Consider the following 23,063-nt stretch of genomic DNA (forward strand, 5'->3'; position numbering starts at 1 on the left):
TATATATGGGCCATACATCAAACCTATATATAACACCTTAACCCAGTTAGTCATTCGAATTTCTTGATGGCTTCATAATCTTCGGGTGTATCGACATCTCTTACTTTTTCAATCTCAGTATCATATAGTATCTTTTTATCAAAATGGGCGATTATTTTTTTGGCCCCCGTATCCCCGTGTAATTCCATGAGTTTCGGAAACATTTTTTTCGAAAATAGAATCGGAGGATACACGACTTGCTCATTCCTGTACCCAAGAATTTCTTTTGATTTTTCAAATCTATACGCATTTATTAGAATATCAATCATTTGGGAGGTAACGAATGGTTGATCCGCGAGCAAAATAATCACTGCATCTGCGTTCATTTTTATGGCTTCTTTCAAACCAGTTTTTATGGAGTAAGACTGACCCTTACCGCTCTCTTTTGACTCAATTTTCGTCCATCTTTCCTTATATGGTTTTGAAAACATAGTGGAATCCACCCATGACAATGGATCATTTTCGTTGGTGATAACAAGAACATCGTCTAATGAAGAATCAATGGCTTTTTTTAGTGCAATTGAACCTAAAGGGAGCCCCTTAAACTCGAGCAATAATTTATTCTTTCCCATTCGACTGCTCTTTCCTGCTGCTAGGTATATGCCCACCACTTTCATATATTGCACCTTCCCCTACTTTTTCACCTCTCATTACTAAAATCATTTCTGCCAAAATACTTATGGCTATTTCAGTCGCTCCCTGCCCACCAATAGGTAAGCCTACGGGGGCTGAGACCCATGGGGGTTTGCTAGTTTGACCAAACAATAAATTAATTCTATTCTTGGATCCTAAAATACCAACATAGCGAAGTTGCTTTTTTAATAGGTACGATACAATTTCTTTATCTCTTTTTAGATTGTGTGTCATTAAGACAACAAAATCTTCATGAGTGAAGGTAAGTTTCTGCAAAACCTCATTTGGAAATCCAATTATAAAATCATGGGCTTGTGGAAAGTGATTACGGTTACAGAGTGATTCACGCCAATCACAAACAATTACAGAAAACCCTATTTTGACCGCTAATTCCACTAGAGGTTCTATATCGGGTCCAGCACCAAAGATGATCAGTCGTTTTCTTGGAATATAGGTATGGTAGTATACTAGATTTATCAATCCTGATTTAGTGGGCCAATTGCTATTTTCTAAGCTTTCTATTCTTTTATCCCCAATCAATTCTCCTATTTCTGTACGGTATCCTGAAAATTCAACGGTAAAATTTGAGGAAAATTTGATTACATGCAACACCTTTTTCCCACTTTTCAGTTGATCACGAACTCTTTTTAAGTTCTCTTTTAGGCTATCATCCACCATTACTAGTAAAATATAGATTACTCCACCACAGCCAATTTCTTGTCCCCACATGAGATCATCTTCTACCGTTGAATCGTAAACAATCGTTTGGCTTTTTCCATCTTTGAATACTTCTTTCACTCTATAGCTCAAATCTTCTTCTATACAGCCAGGGCTCATCGAACCACATTTTTTTCCATCCTCGAAAAACAACATAGAGGTGCCTTCCTTTAGATAGGCAGAGCCCTCTACATGAATAATTGTCGCCATTACACTTGGTTGAGTACTCCTTATTGCTTGTTCCATCACTTGAAAAATATCAATCATGGTTTATACCTACTAGTCATGCGAAAAGTTTATGGCTGATTTGACCGCTTTCTCAATTTCTAAATAACTAGTGCAGCGACAGATATTTGATTCGAGCCACTTTGTTATTTCTTCATCTGAAGGGTTCTTCTTTGATTCTAATAAAGAATGGCAATTCATAATAAAACCCGGTGTACAATATCCACATTGGAAGGCAAAGCAATCTACAAAAGCCCCTTGAATCGGCGAATCTAAACCTTCAATGGTAACGATCTCTTTACCAACAGACTCTATAGCTAAATTCAGGCAAGACTTTTGAGCAATCCCATCCATAATAACCGTACATGCCCCGCAGTCGCCGTTTAAGCAACCTGGTTTTGCGCCCGTTAATCCTAATTTAGAGCGTAAAACATCTAAAAGAATATCTGACTTGCGAAAGGATACCTCGGTTTCCTGCCCATTTATCCGTAACGTTGTGCTTAGTTCGTATTCAGATTTCTTCAGAGTTCACACCTCCCAATGTTTGTAACACATCATAAAGGATATTTTTTAATACAAAAATTCTGTAACGTGAAGTGCCTTCCGTGTCATTTAAGATAGGTACGTTTAAGCTGTTAATGGCAAGTTCAATTCGTTCTTTATAGGACAGTTCTGTTTTGTTTAACGCAGCTTCTATTTGATAGGAACGAAAGGGAAAAGGTGAGAGACCACTAATCGCAACTCGGATGACCTGTTCAAATTTAAGAGCAGCCACAGTCAATAAAGGATAACCAGTATTCCATTGTCGTCTCCGTTTTATCGTAAAAAAAGGAACATCTAAGAATTGACGATTTGTTTTGATTTGCATTAGAAGCTCACCGCGTTTTAATAACAGCTGCTCCTTAAAGATTTCTGTAATGGGAACACTTTTTATTCCTTGTTTATTTGCAATAATTAAGGTGCTATCCGTTAGTAAAAAAGGCAATACTGCTTCCCGGTAAAAAATTTGGCCACATATGTTTCCGCCAACTGTAATCTTATTTCTCGCAGTACGGTCGGCAATCTCACTAACTGTTTCACTCAATAACGGAAATAGGTTCTTCTCCTCAATAGTGGTTAGGGTTAAAGCCGCACCAAATAGAAGGAATTCCTCATTTAACTCGTGAACATTACATTCAAGGATATTATTAATATCGATAACTGAACCAGTTCTTACTATATTTAATTTTCCTAGTGTAATAATCTCTGTTCCACCCGAATAGTACATGGGGGACTTTCCATCTTTATCTGATTCATTGAATAAACTTACTGCTTCCTGATACGTTTGGGGTTTGTGGTACTCGAAATCATAGGATATCAAATCTCCTCCCCCTTACATCTCCAAATTAATTCAGGTATAACAGGCAGTTCATTTAGTTCTACACCCGCCGCAAGAGTTAGACTATTAGCCAGTGCTGCAGGCATCCCTAATAATCCATGTTCTCCAACCCCTCTCGCCCCGTAAGGAGCATCTATCTGTGGGGTAGTCACAAAATCTACAAGATAGTCCGGATTCTCTCCGTAATGAATGGGTCTATAGGTTCGAAGCTGTGGGTTTGTGATTCTTCCTAAATAATCAAAAATGAAGGTTTCTCTCCCCGCATACGCTAAACCCATACTCATAGCTCCCATGACTTGACCGACTGCTGCTTTATGATTCAAGACAGTTCCAATATCCACTACCGTTACGGCTTTTTTGAGTTGGTATGTAAAATCTCTTTTATCGTATTCTACTTCGACCGCATGGGCTGCTACAGTCCACTCCGGACCAGGTTGACCAGCCCCAGTAGTAGGATCTAACTTTGTGATTCTCCTTATCACATAATTCCCGTGACCAATAATTTGACCACCAATTGTATTTCCATTTGGAAATGTATAACCGTAAACGACGTCCTTAAAATCCAAACTTACTTTTGGATCATCACGTAAGAACACTTTACCATCGGCTACCTCAAGGTCTTCCGTCGACACCCTTAATACGCAAGCTGCAATGTCCTTTATTTGTCTAATCACGTCTTCCGCAGCTTCTAAAACCGCTCTTCCCCCCATAAAAGTCCCTCTGCTGGCTACTGTCTTCCAATGCTCAGGGGTCGTTTGTGTGTCGATCTGCATTCTTACATGTATTTTATCAATGCTTAGTTTCAATCTTTCTGCAAGAATTTGAGCCAGAACAGTCTTTGTCCCTGTTCCAATTTCAACCACACCTGACATTAAATTAATACTTCCGTCTGGATTAAAAGTAAGGATAACACCGGAACCTGCGTCTGGATCAATCGTAGACGTTTTCCAACTACACGCAATCCCCTTTACCCGAATTTTTCTTTCATTAACTTCTTCAATTTGTCCCTGATTCCAGTTAATCAGTTCTTTTAAGCGATCAATACATGCTGGTAAATTTCCGACATTGCTTCTGTTTAAAACAACTTGTGTCGGAGTTGTATGCCCAGGCAGTATGGCATTTTTCTTTCGTAACTCAAGTGGGTCCACTCCTAATTTCCGCGATAGTTTATCCATTGTTCGTTCAAACGCAAACAGTACCTCCGAATGACCAAACCCTCTAAATGGACTTCCATATGGGTGATTCGTGTATATACAAAATGAGTTGCACCATACATTTTCGATATGATACGGTCCTGTACAATCCACTCCGCCAGCACGGCTTACATCAATCGCTTTATCGGAATAGGCACCACCATCAAAAAGGTAAACCATTTCAGCCGCTTTAATAATCCCTTCTTTTGTACAACCAATTCTTACTTTCGCTTCTAAACCAACATGACATGGTGCAGTCGTTAAATCTTCTTCTCGTGTATATGTAAGTTGTACACGTTTTCCTCCCACTGCTCGCGAAGCAAGATAAGCAAGAATTTCCCACTGAATAGGAGCCTTCCCTCCATAAGCCCCTCCAACTAACGGTGTTTCTACGATGATTTTTCCTACTTCTATCTTAAAATATATACTCAGTAATTTTTTTACCATAAAGGGTGATTGTGAGGATGTCGTAATGTAAACATACCCATCTGGTTTAATTTCTGCTGTTGCACTTCTCGTTTCCATCGCTGCATGGCTAGATGGAGAAAACTGATATGTTCCCTCGACTATCACTTCAGATTGCTTCCAGCCTAGATTCATGTTCCCTTTCCGGATTTTTGTCGTATTGGAGATATTGGAATTTGGTGTAGGATATGCTGTTCCGATAATTTCATAATCAGCCAAGTTTGGGTGTATGATTGGAGAATCTTCTTTGAGGGCTTCTGATGGATTATTGATGACAGGTAGTAATTCATATTTTATATCAATCAACTCTGTTGCTTTTTTGGCAATTTCCGGGCGGTCCGCCACTACAAGGGCTACAGGTTCTCCATAGTATCGTACTTTCTCTACAGCAATCGGAGGACGATCCCTTATCTCTTCACCAGTAAGTGGAAAATCATTTCTCCCAAGGATAATTGCTTTTACGCCTGGGATATTTTTGGCTAATGTATCATCTATTGATAAAATCTTCGCATGTCCATATGGACTTGTTTTCATTTTTACATGAAGTGTATGAACGGATTGTTCATCGGCTGTATACATTGCTCTTCCTGTCACCTTGTCAAAGGCTTCTTTTCGAATAACACTCTTCCCGATAATGTTTATTTTTTTCACCCCCAATTTTATCTTCTTTATAATATATGGAGGTGTCTTGAGAACTTTCCCTTTTTTCTATTTCGTACAATCACAACAAAAAAAGAGAAGCATATTGTCCTCTTTTTGGGTTAAGTTTATTGTATGTTATGTAGCGATACTTCAACCTTTGTTAGGTTTAAGTTTTCGTGAAAATAATCGGAACCAAACCAGTTGAAGGATCCCCGCAACTAATACACCGACTAACGAGTCTCTCAACCTATCCATGGCGTAGCTCTTTGATTGGTGTTCAAAAACAAAAACAAATAGGACCGTTAGTGAGACCTGATGGAGGACTTTTTTGTCAAATTTTAAAAACATGGAGATGTAACACCCTAATAGGACTAACGTTCCCAAGACCCAACCCTCAACAGGTAAGTGTTTTGCTAGTAATACCGTAACAAAAATTCCGATTATCGTTCCAATCATACGTTTTATCGAAAGGCTAATTGTTTTATCCATTGTAGATTGAATCGTTAGGATGACAGTAAGTGGAGCTAAATAAGGATGATGGGAACCAAATAGTTCGGCTACTTCCCAAGATATAAACGAGCCTATAGATAATTTCCAAGTTAGGATCGATAAATTTTTATTTAAAAATGTTTTTTTCTGTAATTCCATCATAGGAAACCTCGATTTTGTTTAGTGGGAACAGAACACCGAACTTTCCGATAAGGTGTTTCTTTCATAATAAAGCTTAACCTGAGCTTTAGGTTTATATGCACGGGATTTGTGTCACTCCGCTATTCTAAAAGCACATAAAAAAAGCATGGGACACATTCATTCCATGCTTTTTCTCGTAGTGTTATAACTCTTAATATATGATAGTTGACCTTTTATTTGCTTGTGATTTCAAGTACTGAACCTGTTACCTATTTTTTAAAGCTTTTTTTAAAATTGAAAGGAATCCTTTTTTCTCGGTGTTTTTTTGTTGTGTCAAATCTGGTTTAACTTTATAACCGATATAGATATTTTCTTTGTCAATCGCATGATCGAATGCGAGGACTAGACCAAGCTCTGAATTATAGTCTTTGTTTGTGACAATGGTGTACTCGATGTTATTTGCCCCCGCCAGTTTCACATACTTGGACAAAAAGCGATAACTTACATGGCCATTCAAGTACATATGTACTTTGTTGTTCTTTTTACAAGCCTCTTCAATCTCCTTGTACACTTTATTCTCTCTAACCTGAGACTGTGTTAGTGCAAATTCAACTCGTTCTCGAATGGTTCCAAGAAACTTTTTACGTTCCTCTGGCTTTATTTCCTTCGCTCCGTGTATGCCCTGTTGAAGATAATCGTCCATATTCGGCTTCGTCATACCCGGTCCTCCCCTTCGTCGTTCATCTTAGTTATTCCCCATTATACCAATACCTTGCTCCTTTTATGAGTATTCCTGCCTGCATGTCTGTGTTCAACAAGGTTTAGCAAATAAAAAACTAGGACAGGGCCATTAACACATCAATGAAACCAGAATAGAGGTCGAACAAATCCCTATCTAGCAACATGCACCTTTAGCAGTTTTCCTTTTATGGTGGTATCCTTCATAGCTGCTAAAACAAGCGGCCCTTTCCCGTTTAGGATGTCTACATATGTTGCGTTTTCCTGGATGGTAATGATCCCAATATCTTCGGCGGTAACCCCGGGGATTTTGGCAATTGTCCCTACAAAGTCCACCGCACGAAGCTTCTTTTTCTTTCCACCATTAAAATAGAGCTTTACAATATCTTTATTGACTTGCTCTGCTTTATCATGCTTTGGCAGCGGTTTAGTGTTCATCTTTTCTTCAAAAGCTGATTTTGAACGAGCGACCTCAGCATGAATTGGAGATTCGATTCTCTTGATTTCTTCACCAATGTATTCTTCGATTTCCTTCACTAAATTCTCTTCCCTAGATGTTGCAAAGGTAATGGCTTTCCCAGTTTTCCCAGCACGACCTGTTCTTCCGATTCGGTGAACATAACGTTCTTTATCTTGAGGAACATCAAAACTGATGACAAGGGAAATGTTCTCAACATCTATCCCCCGTGCGGCAATATCAGTAGCCACTAAATAGCGGAACTTTCCTTGTTTAAAATCTTCCATAACGGCGAAACGGTCTTCTTGCACCATGCTTCCATGAAGTTTGTCACAAGAATAATGGGCTTTTTTCAGTTTTCGATACAAATCGTCCACGCCTTGCTGTGTCTTGCAAAAGATAATACAACTATCCGGATTTTCAACGATCGTAACATCCTTTAATAAGGGAAGCTTGTCCTCTTCCTCTGTATTTATGAAAAAATGATCAATACTTACTTTAGCAGCTTCTTCTACATGGATATACATGGGCGATTTCATATATCGAACCGAAAGATTTTCGATATCTTCCGGTAAAGTTGCCGAAAATAACATCGTAACTCGATCTTCTGGTAGTTCTTTTATAATAGCCTCTACCTGTTCAATAAAACCCATATTCAACATTTCATCTGCTTCATCAATCACGAGAAATTTTAGATGATCCACAAACAGAGTTCCCTTTTGAAGATGGTCTAGCACCCTACCTGGTGTCCCTACCACAACATGTGTCTTTTGCTTAAGCTCTAGCTTTTGTCGTTCATAGGATTGTTTTCCGAATATGGCGGTAGCCTTTATTCGCTTAAACCGACCAATATTGATCACATCATCCTTTACCTGTGCAGCAAGCTCTCTCGTCGGAGTTAAAATTAAAGCTTGCGGCTTGTTTTCTTCCCATTGGACTAATTCACAAATCGGAATCGCAAACGCCGCTGTCTTACCGCTTCCCGTTTGTGACTTTCCAACAATGTCCTTTTTTTGCAAAGCAACAGGAATGACCTTTTCTTGAATAGTAGTCGGTGCTTTATACTGTAAACCTGAAAGTGCTTTTTCAATCTCTTCACTTAAATTAAAAGTAGCAAAACTCTTCATCAGAATGACCTCGTTTTTTTCTTTTATTATACCCTTTTGTCTCATCATGCTTGTCTATTCGAATTTTGTCGAATTTTTGGTACATATTCTCTTTGACTTCTACTTGAAGTTGTAATAACTTAGTATAGTTATTGAAATATAGATTAGAAATGTAATTCATTTATCATAAATAAAAAGAGGTGGATCGATGACGGCGGATCAACGAAAAAAAATGATCATTTTAATGATCAATATGTTTATTGCAATCGGGAGTTTTGGAATTATCATTCCTATTTTACCTGCTTATCTTGAATCGATTAATGAGGGTGGTAAAGCAGCTGGCCTCATGATTGCCATTTTTGCAGGAGCGCAATTTATTTTTTCACCAATTGCTGGAAAGTGGACGGACCAATATGGCCGTAGAAAAATGATTATCTACGGACTAACAGGTTTGACACTTTCCATGTTTATTTTTTATTTCGTGGATTCAATATGGCTGCTGTATGCATCTCGAATTGTTGGTGGAATTGGTGCAGCCCTCCTCATTCCAGCTATATTTGCCTATGTAGCTGATATCACAACCATGGAACAACGTGCAAAAGGGAATAGTTATATATCGGCTGCAATGTCACTTGGAATTGTCGTGGGACCTGGAATTGGTGGATTCTTAGCTGACTATGGAATAAAATTTCCGTTTTTAATTTCCGCATTAGTTTCGCTAGTGTCGGTTATTTTCTCCTTCGTAGTTCTAAAGGAAAGCCAACAAAAGGTAGAAGGCTTCATGCCTGTTGATGATGAAACCATGGCAAAAAAGCTTGTACGCTCCGTACGAATGCCATTTTTCATTCCATTGATTATCACACTTGTCATGAGCTTCGGTTTGATGGCATTTGAATCAGTTATTGGTTTGTTTGTTGATAACCAATACAACGCAACCCCACAGGACATCGCGTTAATGGTTACTTCCACTGGGCTTGTTAGTGTCATTGTTCAATTATTTGTAGTGGATCGTATGGTCACTCGCTTTGGAGAAGGAAAAATCTTAAACATTTTTATTTCTGTAGCTGCGTTTGGCTTCCTGCTTTCAATATTTGCGAACAGTTTTGAACTCTTTTTTGGCATTTCGTTGCTCATCTTCCTTGCGACTTCCATCCTACGTCCAGTGTTAAATACCTTGATTTCTAAGCTTGCTGGTAACGAACAAGGATTTGCGATGGGGATGAACAATGCATACATGAGCATTGGAAATATATTAGGGCCAACACTTGGTGGATTATTATACGACGTCCAGATCATTTATCCATTTGTTTTGGGTCTATTACTTCTTATGATAACGTTATTCATTACAATTCTTTGGCAAAAAAACAAAAACTCAAAAACACGAGTCAAAGCAATGATCTAAATAAAATAAGCGCATGGATTCAGGGATTAATTGCCGAAGCCATGCGCTTATATTTTACTTATAAACATTCGTTTTCAGGTTTTCTTTAAATGTGTATATGAGTTTGAGTAACTTATGCTTAAGCTCATCAGGATCCGATTCAAGGTATAATACTTCGTGCTTTCCTGCTTGCTTCGGGTCAAACTCGTATTCGGAGTTTAGGACCAACACAACCTTACTATCTGGGAGATGTCTCGTAATAAAGGAGCCCACTTCATAAATATTGTACAAATAGGATTCCGGCAAAAAGACAAGCGACTCCTTGTACATGCGTAGCTTTTCGTAAAGCTTTGCCTCATGTGCAAGCCATTCCACTTGAAACTCACTATCTTCCAAACTTGATTCAACTATTTCAATCATTTTTTCGTTTTCTACTAAAGAAAAAATCCTCATGAAAAACACCTCAATCCTAACATTCATACACCATAACCCCACTAGAAAGAATGCTAATTGTGATCATACCTAAAACTTTTCTTCATTTTCTTTTCCTCCCGTTTTCTTTTTCGTTCTTTATACTGAAGTTTATTTTAGTATATAACGAACGTTTTGTGTTGAAAACACTTGAAATAGTCTGTTTGTTCTATATAATGACCAATTATCTCTGTAAATCTCTGTTTTTCTCTATTTCACTTAGATCTGTTCTTTAAAAAGAATTATTTAGTTTTCAGTCTTTAATTAAAACACAAAAAAGGTGGCCTCATGTTGGTCACCTTCTTTAATAGTGGGACAAGGAACCTGTCCCTGTGTCCCTATATCCCTAATGCACACCACCAGAGCATTCGCTAATTTTGTATAGCCGGTCCATGCGGTGAATGACTATTTTGTGGTCATACATTTCAACAATTCCTTCCCGCTTCCAGCTATTTAAGAGACGATTAACGCTTTCACGAGTGGTACCGATGAAATCACCTAAATCTTTGTTTGTTAACTCGATTGTAATTAGGATTCCATCCTTGCATTTGACACCATGTGTTGTGGTTAATTTAATTAATGTCGATGCAAGCGCACCTTGTTTGTCAAGGAATAGAAAATCGTATAATTTGTTTTGCATAATACGCTGTGTCCAGCCAATCCAGCTCATAAACTCCACTGCAAAGTTGCCGAATTGATATAATAATTTTTTCAAATCACTCATATGGATAATGCCAATTTCCGTTTGCTCTTCTACATCAGCACGGTAATTGTAGTATAGCTTTTCAGTGAAGCCACCAAATTCTCCAATTAGACTTCCTTTTTCTTTAATCGATAATAAGAAGTCCTTTCCGCTTTCTGAGGATGCTCGAAGCTTCACTCTTCCAGAAATAATATAGTACATTTTCTCTGCTTCCTCACCATCCCAAAAAAGGTGAGTTCCAGCTGTTACTTTTCGAATACGCATAATGCTTTTTAATTTATATAAGTTTTCTTCTGATAGAAATTGATCGATGCTTTCATTAACTGACTCTATGTGAGGTATCGCGCTTTTTAATTCCTGTATCATCATTGCCATTTTTGAATCCCCCCGCCACAACTTTATACTATAATCATACGGCTAATAGTGATAACAAGGTATCGGGGGAAGTCCTGAACTTTGCCTCCAAATTCCCCTATTTATTTTCCAGTGATTTTCCCTATTCATACACACTTCGTAGGAATTTCCCTTATCACAGGTCTAAATATCATCTTTTAAAGCAATAAAGTTAAGGGAATTCCCTGAGATACAAAGACATTAAAAAGATTTACAATAGATAGGAAGACTAAATCTATTTTTCGTTGATATAAAGAAAATCACCATCAGTAGTCGAGGAGAGATTCTCATGGAAGTGATACAAGTGGAAATTGAACAAAAACTTCATGATTTGTGTATGAACACCTCAAGTGATTTCTCTGCGATTGCACATGTTGATCAAGGGAATCAGACCATCCGCTGGGAATATGCACATGGTTATACAAATAACCGCTTTAAAAACATGGTGATTCGCCCTGGCAAAGGGTTATCAGGCTCTGTTGTCCGTTTTGGTACAACCATGATTTTGGATATTGATACTCCTGATCGACAGCGTACTCGACTTCAATACCCAATCATGCTTGCTGAAAACCTAGTATCAGCTGTTGCTGTCCCTATCCAGATGAATGGCAAGGTTGGAGGAGTCCTTCTAATCGGCTCACGTAATGAAGTAAAATACTCTACTGAACATGTGGAGCACTTAAAAAAGGTAGCAGATGAAATTGCAGCAATAAAAAAATGAATGCCGAGATAGGATTCATTTTTTTTACTTTATTCAGTGGGGCTCCCACTTTTATAGCAGAAAATACATAGAAAACAAAAACAATTAAAAATATTGGTATATACTCAGACTGAATAAAGTTAAAGCCTCCGGCGGATGCCTCGATTTTTCAAAGGAAATTTTTCAGCATTAACTGGCACTAAGCCCTCATAGAGGGCAATTGCCAGTAAAAGCCTGATTGGTTCAACTAGCAATCTGTGGGGAATGCATCCACAGATTGAAGTCTCACTGTATCTCGCAGTAAGATCAAAGACTAACAACGCCACATCCTGTGGCAACGTCTTTGTGACCCACCTCGTGTGGGCCTAAAAAAATCGGGCGCAAATACGCCAAGGCGTATTTGATTTTAGCCTTCTTTAATTCGTTTTCCGGTCATATCACTAAGCATACCGGCGTATTGTACGATATCTCCGGAGTCATTCTTAATTGCGCTGATTGTTAACCATTGTAAATAGTTTGAACCGTCTTTGCGTTTATTCCAAATTTGCCCTTGCCAGAAGCCTTCTGTTTCAATCTTCTTCCAAAGTTCCTGATAAAATTCCTTTGTTTGTTTACCAGATTTTAAGATGTTTGGCGTCTTGCCGATAATTTCCTCTTCAGAAAAACCTGTAATCGTCGTGAAAGCTGGATTTACTGAAATTATTTTTCCGTGCAAATCGGTAACCATGATTCCTTCAGCCGTATGATCGATGACCTGTTTTGCAAGCTCCATACGTCCGTTATAGTACATCCATACGACAAGGATTAAACTTGCTAAAGCCACCTCAGATAAGGCCATAAATCCAATTGCGTAATGTCCATTTACATGGTAGAGAATTCCCAAGAGAATAGGCGGGAAAAATCCTCCTAGTCCACCGATTGCAGAAACAATACCATTCACAATTCCCGCTTGCTTTTGGAAATACATTGGCACCAATTTAAAAATAACGCCATTTCCGATTCCCGCACAGAAAGCAATCGTTAGGCATCCGACTGTGTACCAGCCGATTGATGGTGCAAACGACAAAATCATAGCGGACACGGTATAGCATCCAAACACAAACATTAATAGTTTTAGAGAATGGAATCGGTCGGCTAGCCAACCACCGATTGGTCGCATGATCGTCGCAAGCACGATAAAACCTGCTGTTCTAAGACCCGCATCGATTTTATCTAAACTGAAATTTTCCACTAAAAAGTTGGGTAAATACACGGTAAAAGCCACGAAAGACCCGAATGTAAGAAAATAGAATAAGCTTAACAGCCATAGTTTTTCATTTTTATAGACACCCTTGATTTGTTCCATCAATGGAGTTTGAACCTTTACTTCCTTTTTATCTCCTAATAAAAAGTTTGCCAAAATAAAGATTGCTAGAACAATTAAATAAAGTTGAACGGTTAATGACCAACCAATTTTAGTCGCTATTACAGGTGCTGCAAACGTGGAAATCGCAGTTCCAAGGTTCCCTGCACCATAGATTCCGTTAACAAAACCGTGTTTTTCCTTCGGATAATACTTTGGTAGTGATGTTACACCTACGGAGAACACCGCTCCCCCGATCCCAAGGAAGAGCCCCCCGATTAATAGGTCCGTTACCGAATTCGCTATACTAATATAGTAAACCGGAAACAATAATAAAACAAAACTAAGTAGAAATATCTTCCTTGCACCAAATTGATTCGCGTAGTATCCAAGTGGAATTCGCAGAATCGAACCAAGGATTACTGGAATTGCAGTTACCAAGGCTAATTGGTTCGCTGGGATTGCAATATCCTCTTTCATAAACGGTAAAAGGGATGAAATTAGCACCCAGACCATAAAACCAACGATCAGGTTTAAAGTTTGTAAGGGAAGTTGAATTTTTTTAACCACTATGATCACTTCCTTTTTTTACGACATAGGTTAATCCCGCTTGCTGATCAAAGGCTGACCATACGTCATCGCTTATGGCTACCTCAGCTGTTAACGGCACAGCAAAAAACTGAAGTCGGTCAAAGTAAATTCGAAGATGGGTTCCATCAGGGCAAAGCTCCGTTTTGACGATTTCCTTTTTCACAAACGGGGCTTTGTCATCCCCGTCTTCATCCAAAATGGAGACTTCCATTTCTTCCGAAATAAATGTTTCTAAATATTTGATTTCAGTTAACTCCACAGCTGCTGCACCCTTTCTTTGCAGGATAGATAAACATTTTATAGCCTTGAAGATAAGAAGACCAAAAGGCTTCCTCGGCATGCGTTTCGATGTACTCGGTCGCTTCCTCCTCTGATTGCCATCTGCTCATGCCCTTTACCTCAGCAATCACAATCTCAATGCCCTCTTCCGTCTTTTCTTCCAAATACCAATTCAACCGTATACCTTTAAAAAGATTTGTTAAAAGTTCATTGATTTCATCTGTAAAATTTCCGGTTGCCTCTCTAATAAAACAAAAATCAAGATAGGTTTCGCTGTTCATGTTTGTCACGCCTTTTTCAACTTTTTATAGACAACCCATGCGACCGGAAACAACATGATGTTTAGGCCGCAAAAGATGAGCGTATTTACATAGTTTTCGTAAAAATATTGGTGAACCATTTTTTGTGTAAAAATGATATTCAAAAACAAGATGACAGATAGGATAAGGACGCCTAGGTAACTACGCTTCATAACGTTTCACCTTCACTGCATAGACTGCACCATTCTCTACCTTCACTTGAATTTCCGGTAATGGACGTCGCGGGGGACCTGCAGTTGGTGCGCCAGTTTCTACATCAAAAAATCCATGGTGACAAGGACAAACCATTTGCCCTTCGTCCTTCACCCAAAATACCGGGCAGCGAAGATGGGTGCAGGCATTTTGATAAGCTACATATTTAGTATCAGAAAGCCTTATTAGAATCGCATCATCATGGTCACCAGGGAAGGTAAAATTTGTTGAATCCCCAACTGCCAATTTGTTCACATCAATAATTTTTTTATGGGTGTATTCTTTATCACTAAGTCCCATTAATTCCTTTGCAGCCACAGCCCCCCATGGCAAAGACGAAATCGCAAACACGCCAGCAGCGCCAACCAATGTCTTCATAAAGCCACGGCGGTCAAGGCTTCGTTCATTATTGCGGTTAATATTATGTGTGTAATTATCCTCATTAAAAGGGATCTTATTATTTTTGTCAGACGGCATTCCCATCACTCCTTAGCCGATGTATCTAAAATAACTTCTCAATGCCCTGTAAAATACCAGGTAAGCTAATCTTTACGTTTGTTTCTCCTTCAAGCGGCATGCTTGTAACCCATTTTCCATTGTCGAGGTTATGTTTCTGTTTTTTCGCTTCAATTTCTTCATCTGTCAACCATTGAATCGTGTTTGATGGACAAACACTTGCACACATTGGTGGAATCCCATCTTTTGAACGATCAATACAAAGGTCGCATTTGTACATTAGGTTTTGCTCTTCATCGAATTTTGGAATTCCATATGGACAAGCAATTGTACAGTTTTGGCAGCCAATGCATTTTTCAACAAGCGCGGATAGTACCGCACCTGATTCATGGATTTGAATGGCTTGTGCTGGACAGCTTCTTGCACATGCTGGGTTTACACAATGAAGGCACATAAGAGGCATGGTTTGCCTATTCACAAGTGGGTTAACGTCATACACATAGTTTCTGTTACGTTGTTCATGCCCTCCACATTGTGTACAAGCCGCAAGACAAGAGCGGCACCCGATACAGTTTTCAAGTTCTAAGTAAAGCCTCTTTTGCATTTACTGCACCTTCTTTACAACTAGTTTTTCAATCTGAGCAGCACATGCCTTGAATTCTGGCATTCTTGAGATTGGATCGAGTGCTGCAATTGTCAGTAGATTAATAGATTCCTCGTGACCGAAATGATATGGAACAAACACGGTATCTTTTCGGATGGCTTCTGTGATTTTCACTTTATAAATACTTTCGCCCCTTCTTGTAAATAGGCGAACTCGTTCTTCATGCTGAATATCATATTTTGCTGCTGTTTCTGGATGAACCTCCACATATGGTTCCGGACACATATCGTGCAGGAATGGAATCCTTCTTGTTTGGTTACCAGATAAATAGTGGTACACCACACGTCCTGTTGTTAGGCGAAGCGGATATGTTTCATCCGGTTCTTCAGCCGGCGGACGGTATGGCAATGCACAAATCTTAGCCTTTCCATCTGGATGATAGAACTTTTTATCGAGGAACATATGCGGTGTTCCCTTATCTTCTTCATCTCGGCAAGGCCAGAATACCCCGTCTTGCTTATCGATTTTATCCCATGTTGCCCCGTAGTAATCGGCATATCCACCCTTACTTGCAAGGCGAAATTCATCAGCAACATCTCTAGCTGTTTTTAAGTGTGAAAAATATTTTCCTCTTCCAAGACGCTCGGCAAGCTCAACCTGCATTTGCCAGTCAGGCTTTGATTCACCAATTGGTTCTTGAGCTTTATTAATTTTGATGATTCGCCCTTCAATATTTGTAACCGTTCCTTCATCTTCGGACCATGTCACAGACGGAAGTACGACATCTGCAAACTCTGCTGACTCTGATAGGTAAAAGTCTGCACATACCATAAAGTCTAGTGTTTTAAGAGCTTTTCTCACGAAGTTCAAGTTTGGTGCAGAGACTGCCGGATTTGAGCAAAGAAGATATAATCCACGAATCGTTTTTTGCTCCATTAGCTCAAACATTTCATAGGCAGAAACACCTGGTTGTGGCATTTCTTCCGGTGTGATTCCCCAAACTTGGCAAACTTCCTTCACGTGTTGTGGGTTTGTCAGTTTGCGGTAACCCGGTAATAGGTCTGATTTTTGACCATGCTCACGTCCACCTTGCCCATTTCCTTGACCTGTGAATGTCGCAACACCCGATTTTGGTCTACCAATTTTACCTGTGACTAGCGCCATATTTGTATAGCCCGAAACATTATCCACACCTTTATGCTGCTGCTCAATTCCTCGAGCAAACATAACGACAGCGTTTGGTGCTTTTCCGTATATTTCTGCGGCACGGATGATTTTTTCAGGTGCCACTCCTGTGAGTTGGCTCGTATATTCAGGTGTGAATTCCTTCACAAGTTCCTTCGTCTCTTCAAAGCCATTCGTGTGATTGGCGATAAATTCTTCATCTGTATATCCATTTTTAATGAGTAAATGTAAAATTCCGTTCGCTAATGCTAAGTCAGTTCCTGGTTTTAAATCAAGATGGACATCCGCTCTTCTTGCGATAGGTGTTTCACGCGGGTCCACAACAATGATGTATCCGCCTCGTTCTTGTACGTTCCAAATACGGAACATGGAAGTTGGATGGCATTCTGCTGTGTTACTTCCGGCAATAAATAAACAATCGGTTTCATGAATATCAGTCCATGGAAGTGTTGATCCACGGTCAACCCCGAAGGAACGAAGGAATCCGCCTGCTGCACTCGACATACAAAAACGTCCGTTGTAGTCGATATAGCGAGTGCCTAGTGCTACCCGAGCAAACTTACCAGTCAAATAACACTTTTCGTTCGTCATGGACACGCCACTGAAAACAGATAATGAATCCTTCCCATAATCCTCTTGAAGCTTCGTGAAGTTTTTTACGATTAACTCGTATGCCTCTTCCCAGCTTGCTTCGCGAAAGCCTTTTGTAGTTCCTTTTAGTGATGCATCATCACGAATGAGTGGCTTTAAGATCCGGTCCTTATGATTTGTTTGTTGGTATGCGGTAACTCCTTTCGGACACATTTTTCCGACGGTTACTGGCCAGTCATAACGCGGCTCAACTCCAACAATTTTATTTGTCGTGGTATTTACTCTCAGGTTCATTCCGCACTGCATGCCACAATAGCTACAATGTGTTTTTATTAATTTTTCATTTGGATGAATGACATTATCAATTTCTTTAAAAAATTTATCCCTTTGCATTCTGATTTGCCTCCTTGACTTTTACCTCGTGGGTCGGGAAGCCGGAAAATTGTGCAATCCGGTATTTTCTACGACATGGAAGGCACATTTCAGCTAAATGATGACCTTCTATTGTTTTAAAATGAATATCGTTCACATCAAGTACATGGATGACATCTTGTGATTGTTCAACTGAAACAAAGCCCGCTCCACAAACTTTACATTGCTTCGCTTCTTTTTCGGTATAATGCTCACGATAGTTTCTCGCCAAAACACTCATTGGGCGGAAAGGAATATGAGCAAGTTTTCCAAATGGTAAGTAGATCAACGTCATAATAACCGACCATTGGTGAATCATGGACATCACAGGCTGACCTGCGCCATGTAAGAAAATGTTCATGAAGGTTAAAAGTAAGCCGGTAATACTTACGAACAAAAGCATATAAAGTGGCATCAAATCATAAATGAATTTTTGTTCCGCTTTTGCTTGAAAGTTTTTCACGCGGCGGTATAGCGCCATGCAGACTCCCGAGATTACCATAACTGCTGTAATATTTAGCGCATTATAGGAAAGGTTCGCGATGATACCATCTGCACGTACCGTCATGATTTGCATCCCCAACGCGATAATGTTGTAGTAGCCGTTTTCATCCATCGTGAAGTACATCCAACCGAAGACAAGCGGAAAAGTAACCAAACAAGAAAGGATACAGCCCCAACCAATTAAAACGTGCTGCGTCCATCGGTAAATTCCCCTATTCCAGATGAAATTGTATGTACCTAAATGCTCAACTGATGTTTTTGGAGTAGATTTTCGAAAGATTAGTTTTATGCCCTTTTTAATGATGATCTTGGTTGGTGGTCTTTCTCCCCACGCAATGAAGCGATAAAAGAAGCCTCCTATAAAAACAATCGTTCCAACCATATAGCCATAAAGGTTTAAATCAACATGTGTAAACATCCTTGTTCCGATAAATGTTAAAATGGCCAGCCCTAGAACAGATAAAAACATGGACTTGGCAAACTTTGAAGCAAATGCATTGTTATAAGCCGGTGACTGCTTCTTTTGCACGGCAGCAGCTTTTGCCTGCATACGAACTCCTCCTCAATCGATTAACTTATACTCATTGTAGAAGAACTGTGATTTAAAACATATCAGGGAACCTCCCTATCTTTGAAGGAAAAACCCCTTATTTATAACAATTTCTTGAACTAAAAAATGATTCGCTAACGTGGTATAATAAGAATAGTGTGAAATGGGGAGGATTATTGTGGTTAAACTACTGATTGTTGATGATCATGCAGTTGTCCGTTCTGGTCTGATGATGCTGTTGAACGGTAAAAATAATATAGAGGTTATTGGGGAAGCATCTGAAGGGGACGAAGCCATTCAAAAAGCAAAGGAATTAAACCCTGATGTGGTACTCATGGACTTGAGCATGCCTCACGGAAAAGACGGATTAACTGCAACACAAGAGCTTCATGCGCTTATGCCCAATATATCGATTTTAATTTTAACGATGCATGATGATGAAGAATATTTATTTAGAGCGATCCACGCCGGAGCTTCTGGATATATTTTAAAAAATGCGCCACACGAGGATTTGCTCGGGGCAATTGAATCTGTGTCTTCAGGAAATGCTTACTTAACACCATCTGCAACAAAGGTGTTAATGAGTGGCTATTTAGATCGTGTCAAAAAAGGGGACAACGCGGATTCCTTTGCTATATTATCTGAGCGTGAAAAGGAAGTACTTGAATGGATCGCAAAGGGATATTCCAATAAAGACATCGCAGAGCATCTTGTGATAAGTGTAAAAACCGTTGAATCCCACAAAAGTAATTTAATGGAAAAACTTGGTTTAAAAACGCGACCTGAACTTGTGAAATATGCAATGAAGAAAGGATTGCTACATTTTGAGTAAAATTGATCGACTCCAACATCAATCAGAAATTGGTGGACCAAGCGTCGTTAGGCTCCTTGCTGATTTAGACAAGCATATTGACGATTCTAATTATCGCGAGGATGTTGAAAAGTCTTTGCGACATCTTGCGGACTTAACATTTGCATTGGATGAATCCTCGATCGTGGCCATTACGGATCGGCAAGGAAAAATTCAATACATTAATAATAAGTTTTGTGAAATCTCGAGGTATTCAAGGGCAGAATTAATGGGGCAGGATCACCGAATCATTAATTCCGGTCACCATGACAAGGAATTTTGGAAGGAAATGTGGCGCACGATCGGTTCTGGTCATGTCTGGAAAGGTGAAATTAAAAACAGAGCAAAAGACGGTTCCTATTATTGGGTTGATACGACAATTGTTCCCATTTTATCTGAAAATGGACGCCCCAATCAATATTTGGCTGTTCGTCACGAGGTCACCGCTTTAAAGGAAACCCAGGAAGAGTTAAAAAATATGATGACGCGGGTAATCAGTATCCAAGAAGAGGAACGAAAACGATTTTCACGAGAACTCCATGATGGTATTGGACAAAGTATGTTTTCATTATTAATTCAACTCGATCAACTTCTCAGTGAAAAACCAGATGAACGTCTTGGACACTTACGACAGGATGTTTCTTTTATGATGGAGGATATTCGTAGCCTCGCCTGGGAACTTCGCCCTTCTGTTTTGGACGATTTAGGTGTTGTGCCTGCTTTACGAAAATATGTCGAAAATTATTCCCAGCATTATGGCATTCATGTAGATTTTGAATGTACATTAAAGTCGCGTCTTGATATCCATAAGGAAACAACGATTTATCGTGTTGTCCAAGAAGCTTTAACGAATATCGCCAAATACGCAAATGTGTCGGACGCGGTTGTAAAGATTCACGAAAAAGAGTCTGACGTTGTGGTCGAAGTGATTGACAACGGCCAAGGCTTTACTACCGATGAAAAAGGAAACGGTGTTGGTCTCTTCAGCATGGAAGAACGTGCCCGAAGCATTGGCGGGAGCATTACATTGGAATCTGAGGTTGGAAAAGGCACTAGGTTAGAACTTGTTGTGCCGAAATAACGTTTGAATGGCCTGCATTTTGATGCAGGCCTTTTTTGTGCCGGTTTTACAACTTTCCCTTTGAATCTACCATTTTTTTAAATATAATGAATTTAAATACTTAGAAAAGGATGTGGACTATGATTTATAAACACCGTACAAAACCTCAGGAATTAGTTGTTTTTGAAATTTTAAACAAGCGAAACGAATTATCCAGCAAGGACAAGCAGTATTATTTGTATCAAAAAAAGGGGTACGAAGGAGAACTATTATTCGATTCGTTGACAGAAAAACTCCAATGTGACTGCTTAATTTTAAATGATCTGTTACTCGAAGTGAATAACACAACCTTCCAAATCGATACCCTTATTTTGATTGAAGGCAAAATTCGCACTTTTGAGGTTAAATATTATGAAGGGGACTACTATTATGAGGCGACTAAATTATATAAAAAACCAAAACATGAAGTAAGCAATCCGATAATCCAACTGAATAGATGTGAATCTTTGCTAAGTCAATTGCTACGCACCCACGGATGTCACCTTCCAATTGAGGCTTCAGTTGTTTTTAACCACCCTACTTTCACCCTTTACCAAGCACCCCTAAACTTACAAGCCATCTTACCAACTCAGCTCAATAATTACATGAGGGCATTAGATACAACCCCCTCAAAAATAAATGAAAAACAGAGAAGGATTGCGGATCTGTTAGTTTCCTTACATATCACCAAGTCTCCTTATTCTAAGGTACCTTCCTACCGTTACGGGGATCTACGAAAAGGAATTACTTGTAAAATGTGCGATTCATTTTCCATTAGTATTGAAGGTCGAAATTGCAAATGTGAAAAATGCGGTCATAAAGAGTTGGTTGCTGACGCTGTATTAAGAACCGTTCACGAATTCACAACACTCTTTCCAGACCAAAAGATTACGACTAATGTTGTCTTTGAGTGGTGTGGTGGTAATCCCACAAAAAGAAAAATTCAAAGGATACTAACAAGCAATTTTAAAAGTGTTGGGGTGCGGCAATGGACATATTATGAATAAAACAAAATATACTTCCCTGAATGAGTATAAAATGATAGTTAATCCATCATCAATTTTGATGATGGATTTTTTATATAGCACCATGCGCTTTATGATGACCGGGTTCCCGTTTCGTCGGCTGCTTTTTGGTATTCATCGGTTTTATGATAACCACTTCCATGTATCTCCTGCTGCGTTTTGGTCTTCATCCACTTTATGATAACCACTTCCATGTATCTCCTGCCGCTTTTTGGTCTTCATCCGCTTTATGATAACCACTTCCATGTATCTTCTGCCGCTTTTTGGACTTCATCCGCTTTATGATAACCACTTCCATGTATCTCCTGCCGCTTTTTGGTCTTCATCCACTCTATGATGACCGTTTCCCCGAATCAACAGCCACATTTTGGGCTTCAAAAAAACTTTAATCCTCATCAAAACACAAAAAACCCCGATCCGCATCAAACCATAGCAAATCGGGGTTTCAAATCCAATCAAATCCTATTATTTAACAGCTTTTACCCAGTCAGCTGCGAACTTTTCTAAACCTTGGTCTGTAAGTGGGTGCTTAGTAAGTTGCTCAATTACAGAGTAAGGAATCGTTGCGATGTGTGCACCAGCTAAAGCTACACGAGTAACGTGGTCTGGGTGTCTTACAGATGCAGCGATGATCTGAGCATCTAAGTTATGAACACGGAAGAGCTCAGCAATTTTCTCAACAAGTTGTACGCCATCTTCAGAAATGTCGTCAAGACGACCTAAGAATGGAGATACATATGTTGCACCAGCGCGAGCTGCTAATAATGCTTGGTTCATTGTAAAAATAAGAGTAACGTTTGTTTTAACGCCTTTTTTAGATAGGTAACGAGTTGCTTCTAATCCAGCCACAGTCATTGGAACTTTGATTGTGATGTTTTTGTCGCCACCGTTGATTTTTAGAAGCTCTTCTGCTTCTGCGATCATGTCTTCAGCGGTTTCAGCGCTTGGAGAAACTTCTGCAGATACGCTTTCTACTTCTGGCACAGCTTGAAGAATTTCAGCAATGCGGTCTTCGAATTTAACGCCTTCTTTTACAACAAGTGATGGGTTCGTAGTGACACCAGATAGTACACCCATTTTGTACGCTTTTTTAATATCATCTAGGTTAGCTGTATCGATAAAAAATTTCATTTCTTTTTCCCTCCAGTAACTTTATTGTATCACAGATATTTTGAGCACATTTGACTCACCTA

General features: G+C 39.3%; 24 protein-coding genes. 5 read left to right on the forward strand and 19 right to left on the reverse strand.

Annotated elements, in window-relative coordinates; translation table 11 throughout:
• Positions 1–50: 50 nt before the first annotated feature.
• The 8 genes from E1I69_RS10105 to E1I69_RS10140 all read right to left on the reverse strand — a co-directional run bounded on the left by E1I69_RS10105 (position 51) and on the right by E1I69_RS10140 (position 8,244).
• Positions 51–611: a nucleotidyltransferase family protein gene (locus E1I69_RS10105; RefSeq protein WP_161974875.1), complete on the reverse strand. Its 561-nt coding sequence runs from the start codon at positions 609–611 to the stop codon at positions 51–53.
• Entirely contained in the window at positions 598–1,656 is a 1,059-nt protein-coding gene (locus E1I69_RS10110) for an XdhC family protein (protein ID WP_136379488.1), read from the reverse strand. Before E1I69_RS10110 ends, E1I69_RS10105 begins: the two co-directional genes overlap by 14 nt.
• A 12-nt stretch (positions 1,657–1,668) precedes the next feature.
• Positions 1,669–2,139 carry a (2Fe-2S)-binding protein gene (locus E1I69_RS10115; RefSeq protein WP_136379489.1) on the reverse strand — a complete coding sequence of 157 codons (471 nt, stop codon included), beginning with the start codon at positions 2,137–2,139 and terminating at the stop codon, positions 1,669–1,671.
• Positions 2,126–2,974 (reverse strand): FAD binding domain-containing protein, encoded by an 849-nt coding sequence (locus E1I69_RS10120; RefSeq protein WP_136379490.1) that lies wholly within the window; start codon positions 2,972–2,974, stop codon positions 2,126–2,128. Before E1I69_RS10120 ends, E1I69_RS10115 begins: the two co-directional genes overlap by 14 nt.
• The gene (locus E1I69_RS10125; RefSeq protein ID WP_242634573.1) at positions 2,971–5,292 is read right to left on the reverse strand and encodes a xanthine dehydrogenase family protein molybdopterin-binding subunit; all 2,322 of its coding nucleotides are present in this window, start codon (positions 5,290–5,292) and stop codon (positions 2,971–2,973) included. The genes E1I69_RS10120 and E1I69_RS10125 overlap by 4 nt, the downstream gene beginning before the upstream one ends.
• A gap of 150 nt (positions 5,293–5,442) precedes the next feature.
• Positions 5,443–5,943, reverse strand: coding sequence for an FUSC family protein (locus E1I69_RS10130; RefSeq protein ID WP_136379491.1), 501 nt, complete (start codon positions 5,941–5,943; stop codon positions 5,443–5,445).
• A 244-nt stretch (positions 5,944–6,187) separates the two neighbouring features.
• Positions 6,188–6,640 (reverse strand): YueI family protein, encoded by a 453-nt coding sequence (locus E1I69_RS10135; protein WP_136379492.1) that lies wholly within the window; start codon positions 6,638–6,640, stop codon positions 6,188–6,190.
• A gap of 173 nt (positions 6,641–6,813) precedes the next feature.
• Entirely contained in the window at positions 6,814–8,244 is a 1,431-nt protein-coding gene (locus E1I69_RS10140; protein WP_431731872.1) for a DEAD/DEAH box helicase, read from the reverse strand.
• Between the two features lie 187 nt (positions 8,245–8,431).
• On the opposite strand from E1I69_RS10140, the gene E1I69_RS10145 reads away from it, so the two are divergent.
• A complete protein-coding gene (locus E1I69_RS10145; RefSeq protein ID WP_136379493.1) occupies positions 8,432–9,625 on the forward strand; it encodes an MFS transporter in 1,194 nt (397 codons plus the stop codon).
• Positions 9,626–9,679: 54 nt separating this feature from the next.
• Here E1I69_RS10145 and E1I69_RS10150 read toward each other — a convergent pair whose 3' ends face one another.
• Together E1I69_RS10150 and E1I69_RS10155 are read right to left on the reverse strand one after the other, a co-directional pair.
• Positions 9,680–10,084: a hypothetical protein gene (locus E1I69_RS10150; RefSeq protein WP_136379494.1), complete on the reverse strand. Its 405-nt coding sequence runs from the start codon at positions 10,082–10,084 to the stop codon at positions 9,680–9,682.
• A 337-nt stretch (positions 10,085–10,421) separates the two neighbouring features.
• Entirely contained in the window at positions 10,422–11,153 is a 732-nt protein-coding gene (locus E1I69_RS10155; protein ID WP_136379495.1) for a Crp/Fnr family transcriptional regulator, read from the reverse strand.
• 307 nt (positions 11,154–11,460) lie between these two features.
• On the opposite strand from E1I69_RS10155, the gene E1I69_RS10160 reads away from it, so the two are divergent.
• Complete coding sequence (locus tag E1I69_RS10160; protein WP_136379496.1) at positions 11,461–11,892, forward strand: GAF domain-containing protein; 432 nt, start codon at positions 11,461–11,463, stop codon at positions 11,890–11,892.
• Positions 11,893–12,277: 385 nt separating this feature from the next.
• Here the strand turns inward: E1I69_RS10160 and E1I69_RS10165 are convergent, their stop codons facing one another.
• The 8 genes from E1I69_RS10165 to E1I69_RS10200 are packed head-to-tail and all read right to left on the reverse strand — an operon-like array spanning position 12,278 to position 18,896.
• Positions 12,278–13,783, reverse strand: a complete 1,506-nt coding sequence (locus tag E1I69_RS10165; protein ID WP_136379497.1) for a nitrate/nitrite transporter — start codon at positions 13,781–13,783, stop codon at positions 12,278–12,280.
• Positions 13,776–14,063, reverse strand: coding sequence for a hypothetical protein (locus tag E1I69_RS10170; protein WP_136379498.1), 288 nt, complete (start codon positions 14,061–14,063; stop codon positions 13,776–13,778). The genes E1I69_RS10165 and E1I69_RS10170 overlap by 8 nt, the downstream gene beginning before the upstream one ends.
• Positions 14,050–14,364: a hypothetical protein gene (locus tag E1I69_RS10175; RefSeq protein WP_136379499.1), complete on the reverse strand. Its 315-nt coding sequence runs from the start codon at positions 14,362–14,364 to the stop codon at positions 14,050–14,052. Before E1I69_RS10175 ends, E1I69_RS10170 begins: the two co-directional genes overlap by 14 nt.
• 5 nt (positions 14,365–14,369) lie before the next feature.
• Complete coding sequence (locus E1I69_RS10180; RefSeq protein ID WP_136379500.1) at positions 14,370–14,555, reverse strand: hypothetical protein; 186 nt, start codon at positions 14,553–14,555, stop codon at positions 14,370–14,372.
• Positions 14,545–15,072: a Rieske (2Fe-2S) protein gene (locus E1I69_RS10185; protein WP_136379501.1), complete on the reverse strand. Its 528-nt coding sequence runs from the start codon at positions 15,070–15,072 to the stop codon at positions 14,545–14,547. Before E1I69_RS10185 ends, E1I69_RS10180 begins: the two co-directional genes overlap by 11 nt.
• Before the next feature lie 25 nt (positions 15,073–15,097).
• Positions 15,098–15,655, reverse strand: coding sequence for a 4Fe-4S dicluster domain-containing protein (locus tag E1I69_RS10190; RefSeq protein WP_116353515.1), 558 nt, complete (start codon positions 15,653–15,655; stop codon positions 15,098–15,100).
• The gene (locus tag E1I69_RS10195) at positions 15,656–17,824 is read right to left on the reverse strand and encodes a molybdopterin oxidoreductase family protein (RefSeq protein WP_136379502.1); all 2,169 of its coding nucleotides are present in this window, start codon (positions 17,822–17,824) and stop codon (positions 15,656–15,658) included.
• The gene (locus E1I69_RS10200) at positions 17,811–18,896 is read right to left on the reverse strand and encodes a hypothetical protein (RefSeq protein ID WP_136379503.1); all 1,086 of its coding nucleotides are present in this window, start codon (positions 18,894–18,896) and stop codon (positions 17,811–17,813) included. Before E1I69_RS10200 ends, E1I69_RS10195 begins: the two co-directional genes overlap by 14 nt.
• Before the next feature lie 163 nt (positions 18,897–19,059).
• Here E1I69_RS10200 and E1I69_RS10205 point away from each other — a divergent pair, with 163 nt between their 5' ends.
• The 3 genes from E1I69_RS10205 (at position 19,060) to E1I69_RS10215 (ending at position 21,852) form a co-directional block, all read left to right on the forward strand.
• Positions 19,060–19,728 (forward strand): response regulator transcription factor, encoded by a 669-nt coding sequence (locus E1I69_RS10205; RefSeq protein WP_207308531.1) that lies wholly within the window; start codon positions 19,060–19,062, stop codon positions 19,726–19,728.
• Positions 19,721–20,827 carry a PAS domain-containing sensor histidine kinase gene (locus E1I69_RS10210; RefSeq protein ID WP_136379505.1) on the forward strand — a complete coding sequence of 369 codons (1,107 nt, stop codon included), beginning with the start codon at positions 19,721–19,723 and terminating at the stop codon, positions 20,825–20,827. The genes E1I69_RS10205 and E1I69_RS10210 overlap by 8 nt, the downstream gene beginning before the upstream one ends.
• A gap of 119 nt (positions 20,828–20,946) precedes the next feature.
• Positions 20,947–21,852 carry a nuclease-related domain-containing protein gene (locus E1I69_RS10215; protein ID WP_136379506.1) on the forward strand — a complete coding sequence of 302 codons (906 nt, stop codon included), beginning with the start codon at positions 20,947–20,949 and terminating at the stop codon, positions 21,850–21,852.
• A 483-nt stretch (positions 21,853–22,335) separates the two neighbouring features.
• On the opposite strand, the gene fsa is transcribed toward E1I69_RS10215, so the two are convergent.
• Complete coding sequence (fsa, locus tag E1I69_RS10220) at positions 22,336–23,001, reverse strand: fructose-6-phosphate aldolase (RefSeq protein WP_136379507.1); 666 nt, start codon at positions 22,999–23,001, stop codon at positions 22,336–22,338.
• Positions 23,002–23,063 lie beyond the last annotated feature (62 nt).

Origin of the sequence: Bacillus timonensis, from assembly GCF_004799755.1 — a bacterium.
In the GTDB taxonomy this organism is placed as follows: Bacteria; Bacillota; Bacilli; order Bacillales; family Bacillaceae_L; genus Ferdinandcohnia; species Ferdinandcohnia timonensis_A.

Excerpts from the sequence above, each read along its gene's own strand:
- E1I69_RS10105 (WP_161974875.1), bottom strand. The coding sequence starts at position 611 with ATGGGAAAGAATAAATTATTGCTCGAGTTTAAGGGGCTCCCTTTAGGT.
- E1I69_RS10205 (WP_207308531.1), top strand. The coding sequence starts at position 19,060 with ATGGGGAGGATTATTGTGGTTAAACTACTGATTGTTGATGATCATGCA.
- E1I69_RS10160 (WP_136379496.1), top strand. The coding sequence starts at position 11,461 with ATGGAAGTGATACAAGTGGAAATTGAACAAAAACTTCATGATTTGTGT.
- E1I69_RS10145 (WP_136379493.1), top strand. The coding sequence starts at position 8,432 with ATGACGGCGGATCAACGAAAAAAAATGATCATTTTAATGATCAATATG.
- E1I69_RS10155 (WP_136379495.1), bottom strand. The coding sequence starts at position 11,153 with ATGGCAATGATGATACAGGAATTAAAAAGCGCGATACCTCACATAGAG.
- fsa (WP_136379507.1), bottom strand. The coding sequence starts at position 23,001 with ATGAAATTTTTTATCGATACAGCTAACCTAGATGATATTAAAAAAGCG.
- E1I69_RS10190 (WP_116353515.1), bottom strand. The coding sequence starts at position 15,655 with ATGCAAAAGAGGCTTTACTTAGAACTTGAAAACTGTATCGGGTGCCGC.
- E1I69_RS10135 (WP_136379492.1), bottom strand. The coding sequence starts at position 6,640 with ATGACGAAGCCGAATATGGACGATTATCTTCAACAGGGCATACACGGA.
- E1I69_RS10130 (WP_136379491.1), bottom strand. The coding sequence starts at position 5,943 with ATGATGGAATTACAGAAAAAAACATTTTTAAATAAAAATTTATCGATC.
- E1I69_RS10140 (WP_431731872.1), bottom strand. The coding sequence starts at position 8,244 with ATGAAGAGTTTTGCTACTTTTAATTTAAGTGAAGAGATTGAAAAAGCA.
- E1I69_RS10175 (WP_136379499.1), bottom strand. The coding sequence starts at position 14,364 with ATGAACAGCGAAACCTATCTTGATTTTTGTTTTATTAGAGAGGCAACC.
- E1I69_RS10185 (WP_136379501.1), bottom strand. The coding sequence starts at position 15,072 with ATGCCGTCTGACAAAAATAATAAGATCCCTTTTAATGAGGATAATTAC.
- E1I69_RS10215 (WP_136379506.1), top strand. The coding sequence starts at position 20,947 with ATGATTTATAAACACCGTACAAAACCTCAGGAATTAGTTGTTTTTGAA.
- E1I69_RS10200 (WP_136379503.1), bottom strand. The coding sequence starts at position 18,896 with ATGCAGGCAAAAGCTGCTGCCGTGCAAAAGAAGCAGTCACCGGCTTAT.
- E1I69_RS10150 (WP_136379494.1), bottom strand. The coding sequence starts at position 10,084 with ATGAATGTTAGGATTGAGGTGTTTTTCATGAGGATTTTTTCTTTAGTA.
- E1I69_RS10180 (WP_136379500.1), bottom strand. The coding sequence starts at position 14,555 with ATGAAGCGTAGTTACCTAGGCGTCCTTATCCTATCTGTCATCTTGTTT.
- E1I69_RS10195 (WP_136379502.1), bottom strand. The coding sequence starts at position 17,824 with ATGCAAAGGGATAAATTTTTTAAAGAAATTGATAATGTCATTCATCCA.
- E1I69_RS10110 (WP_136379488.1), bottom strand. The coding sequence starts at position 1,656 with ATGATTGATATTTTTCAAGTGATGGAACAAGCAATAAGGAGTACTCAA.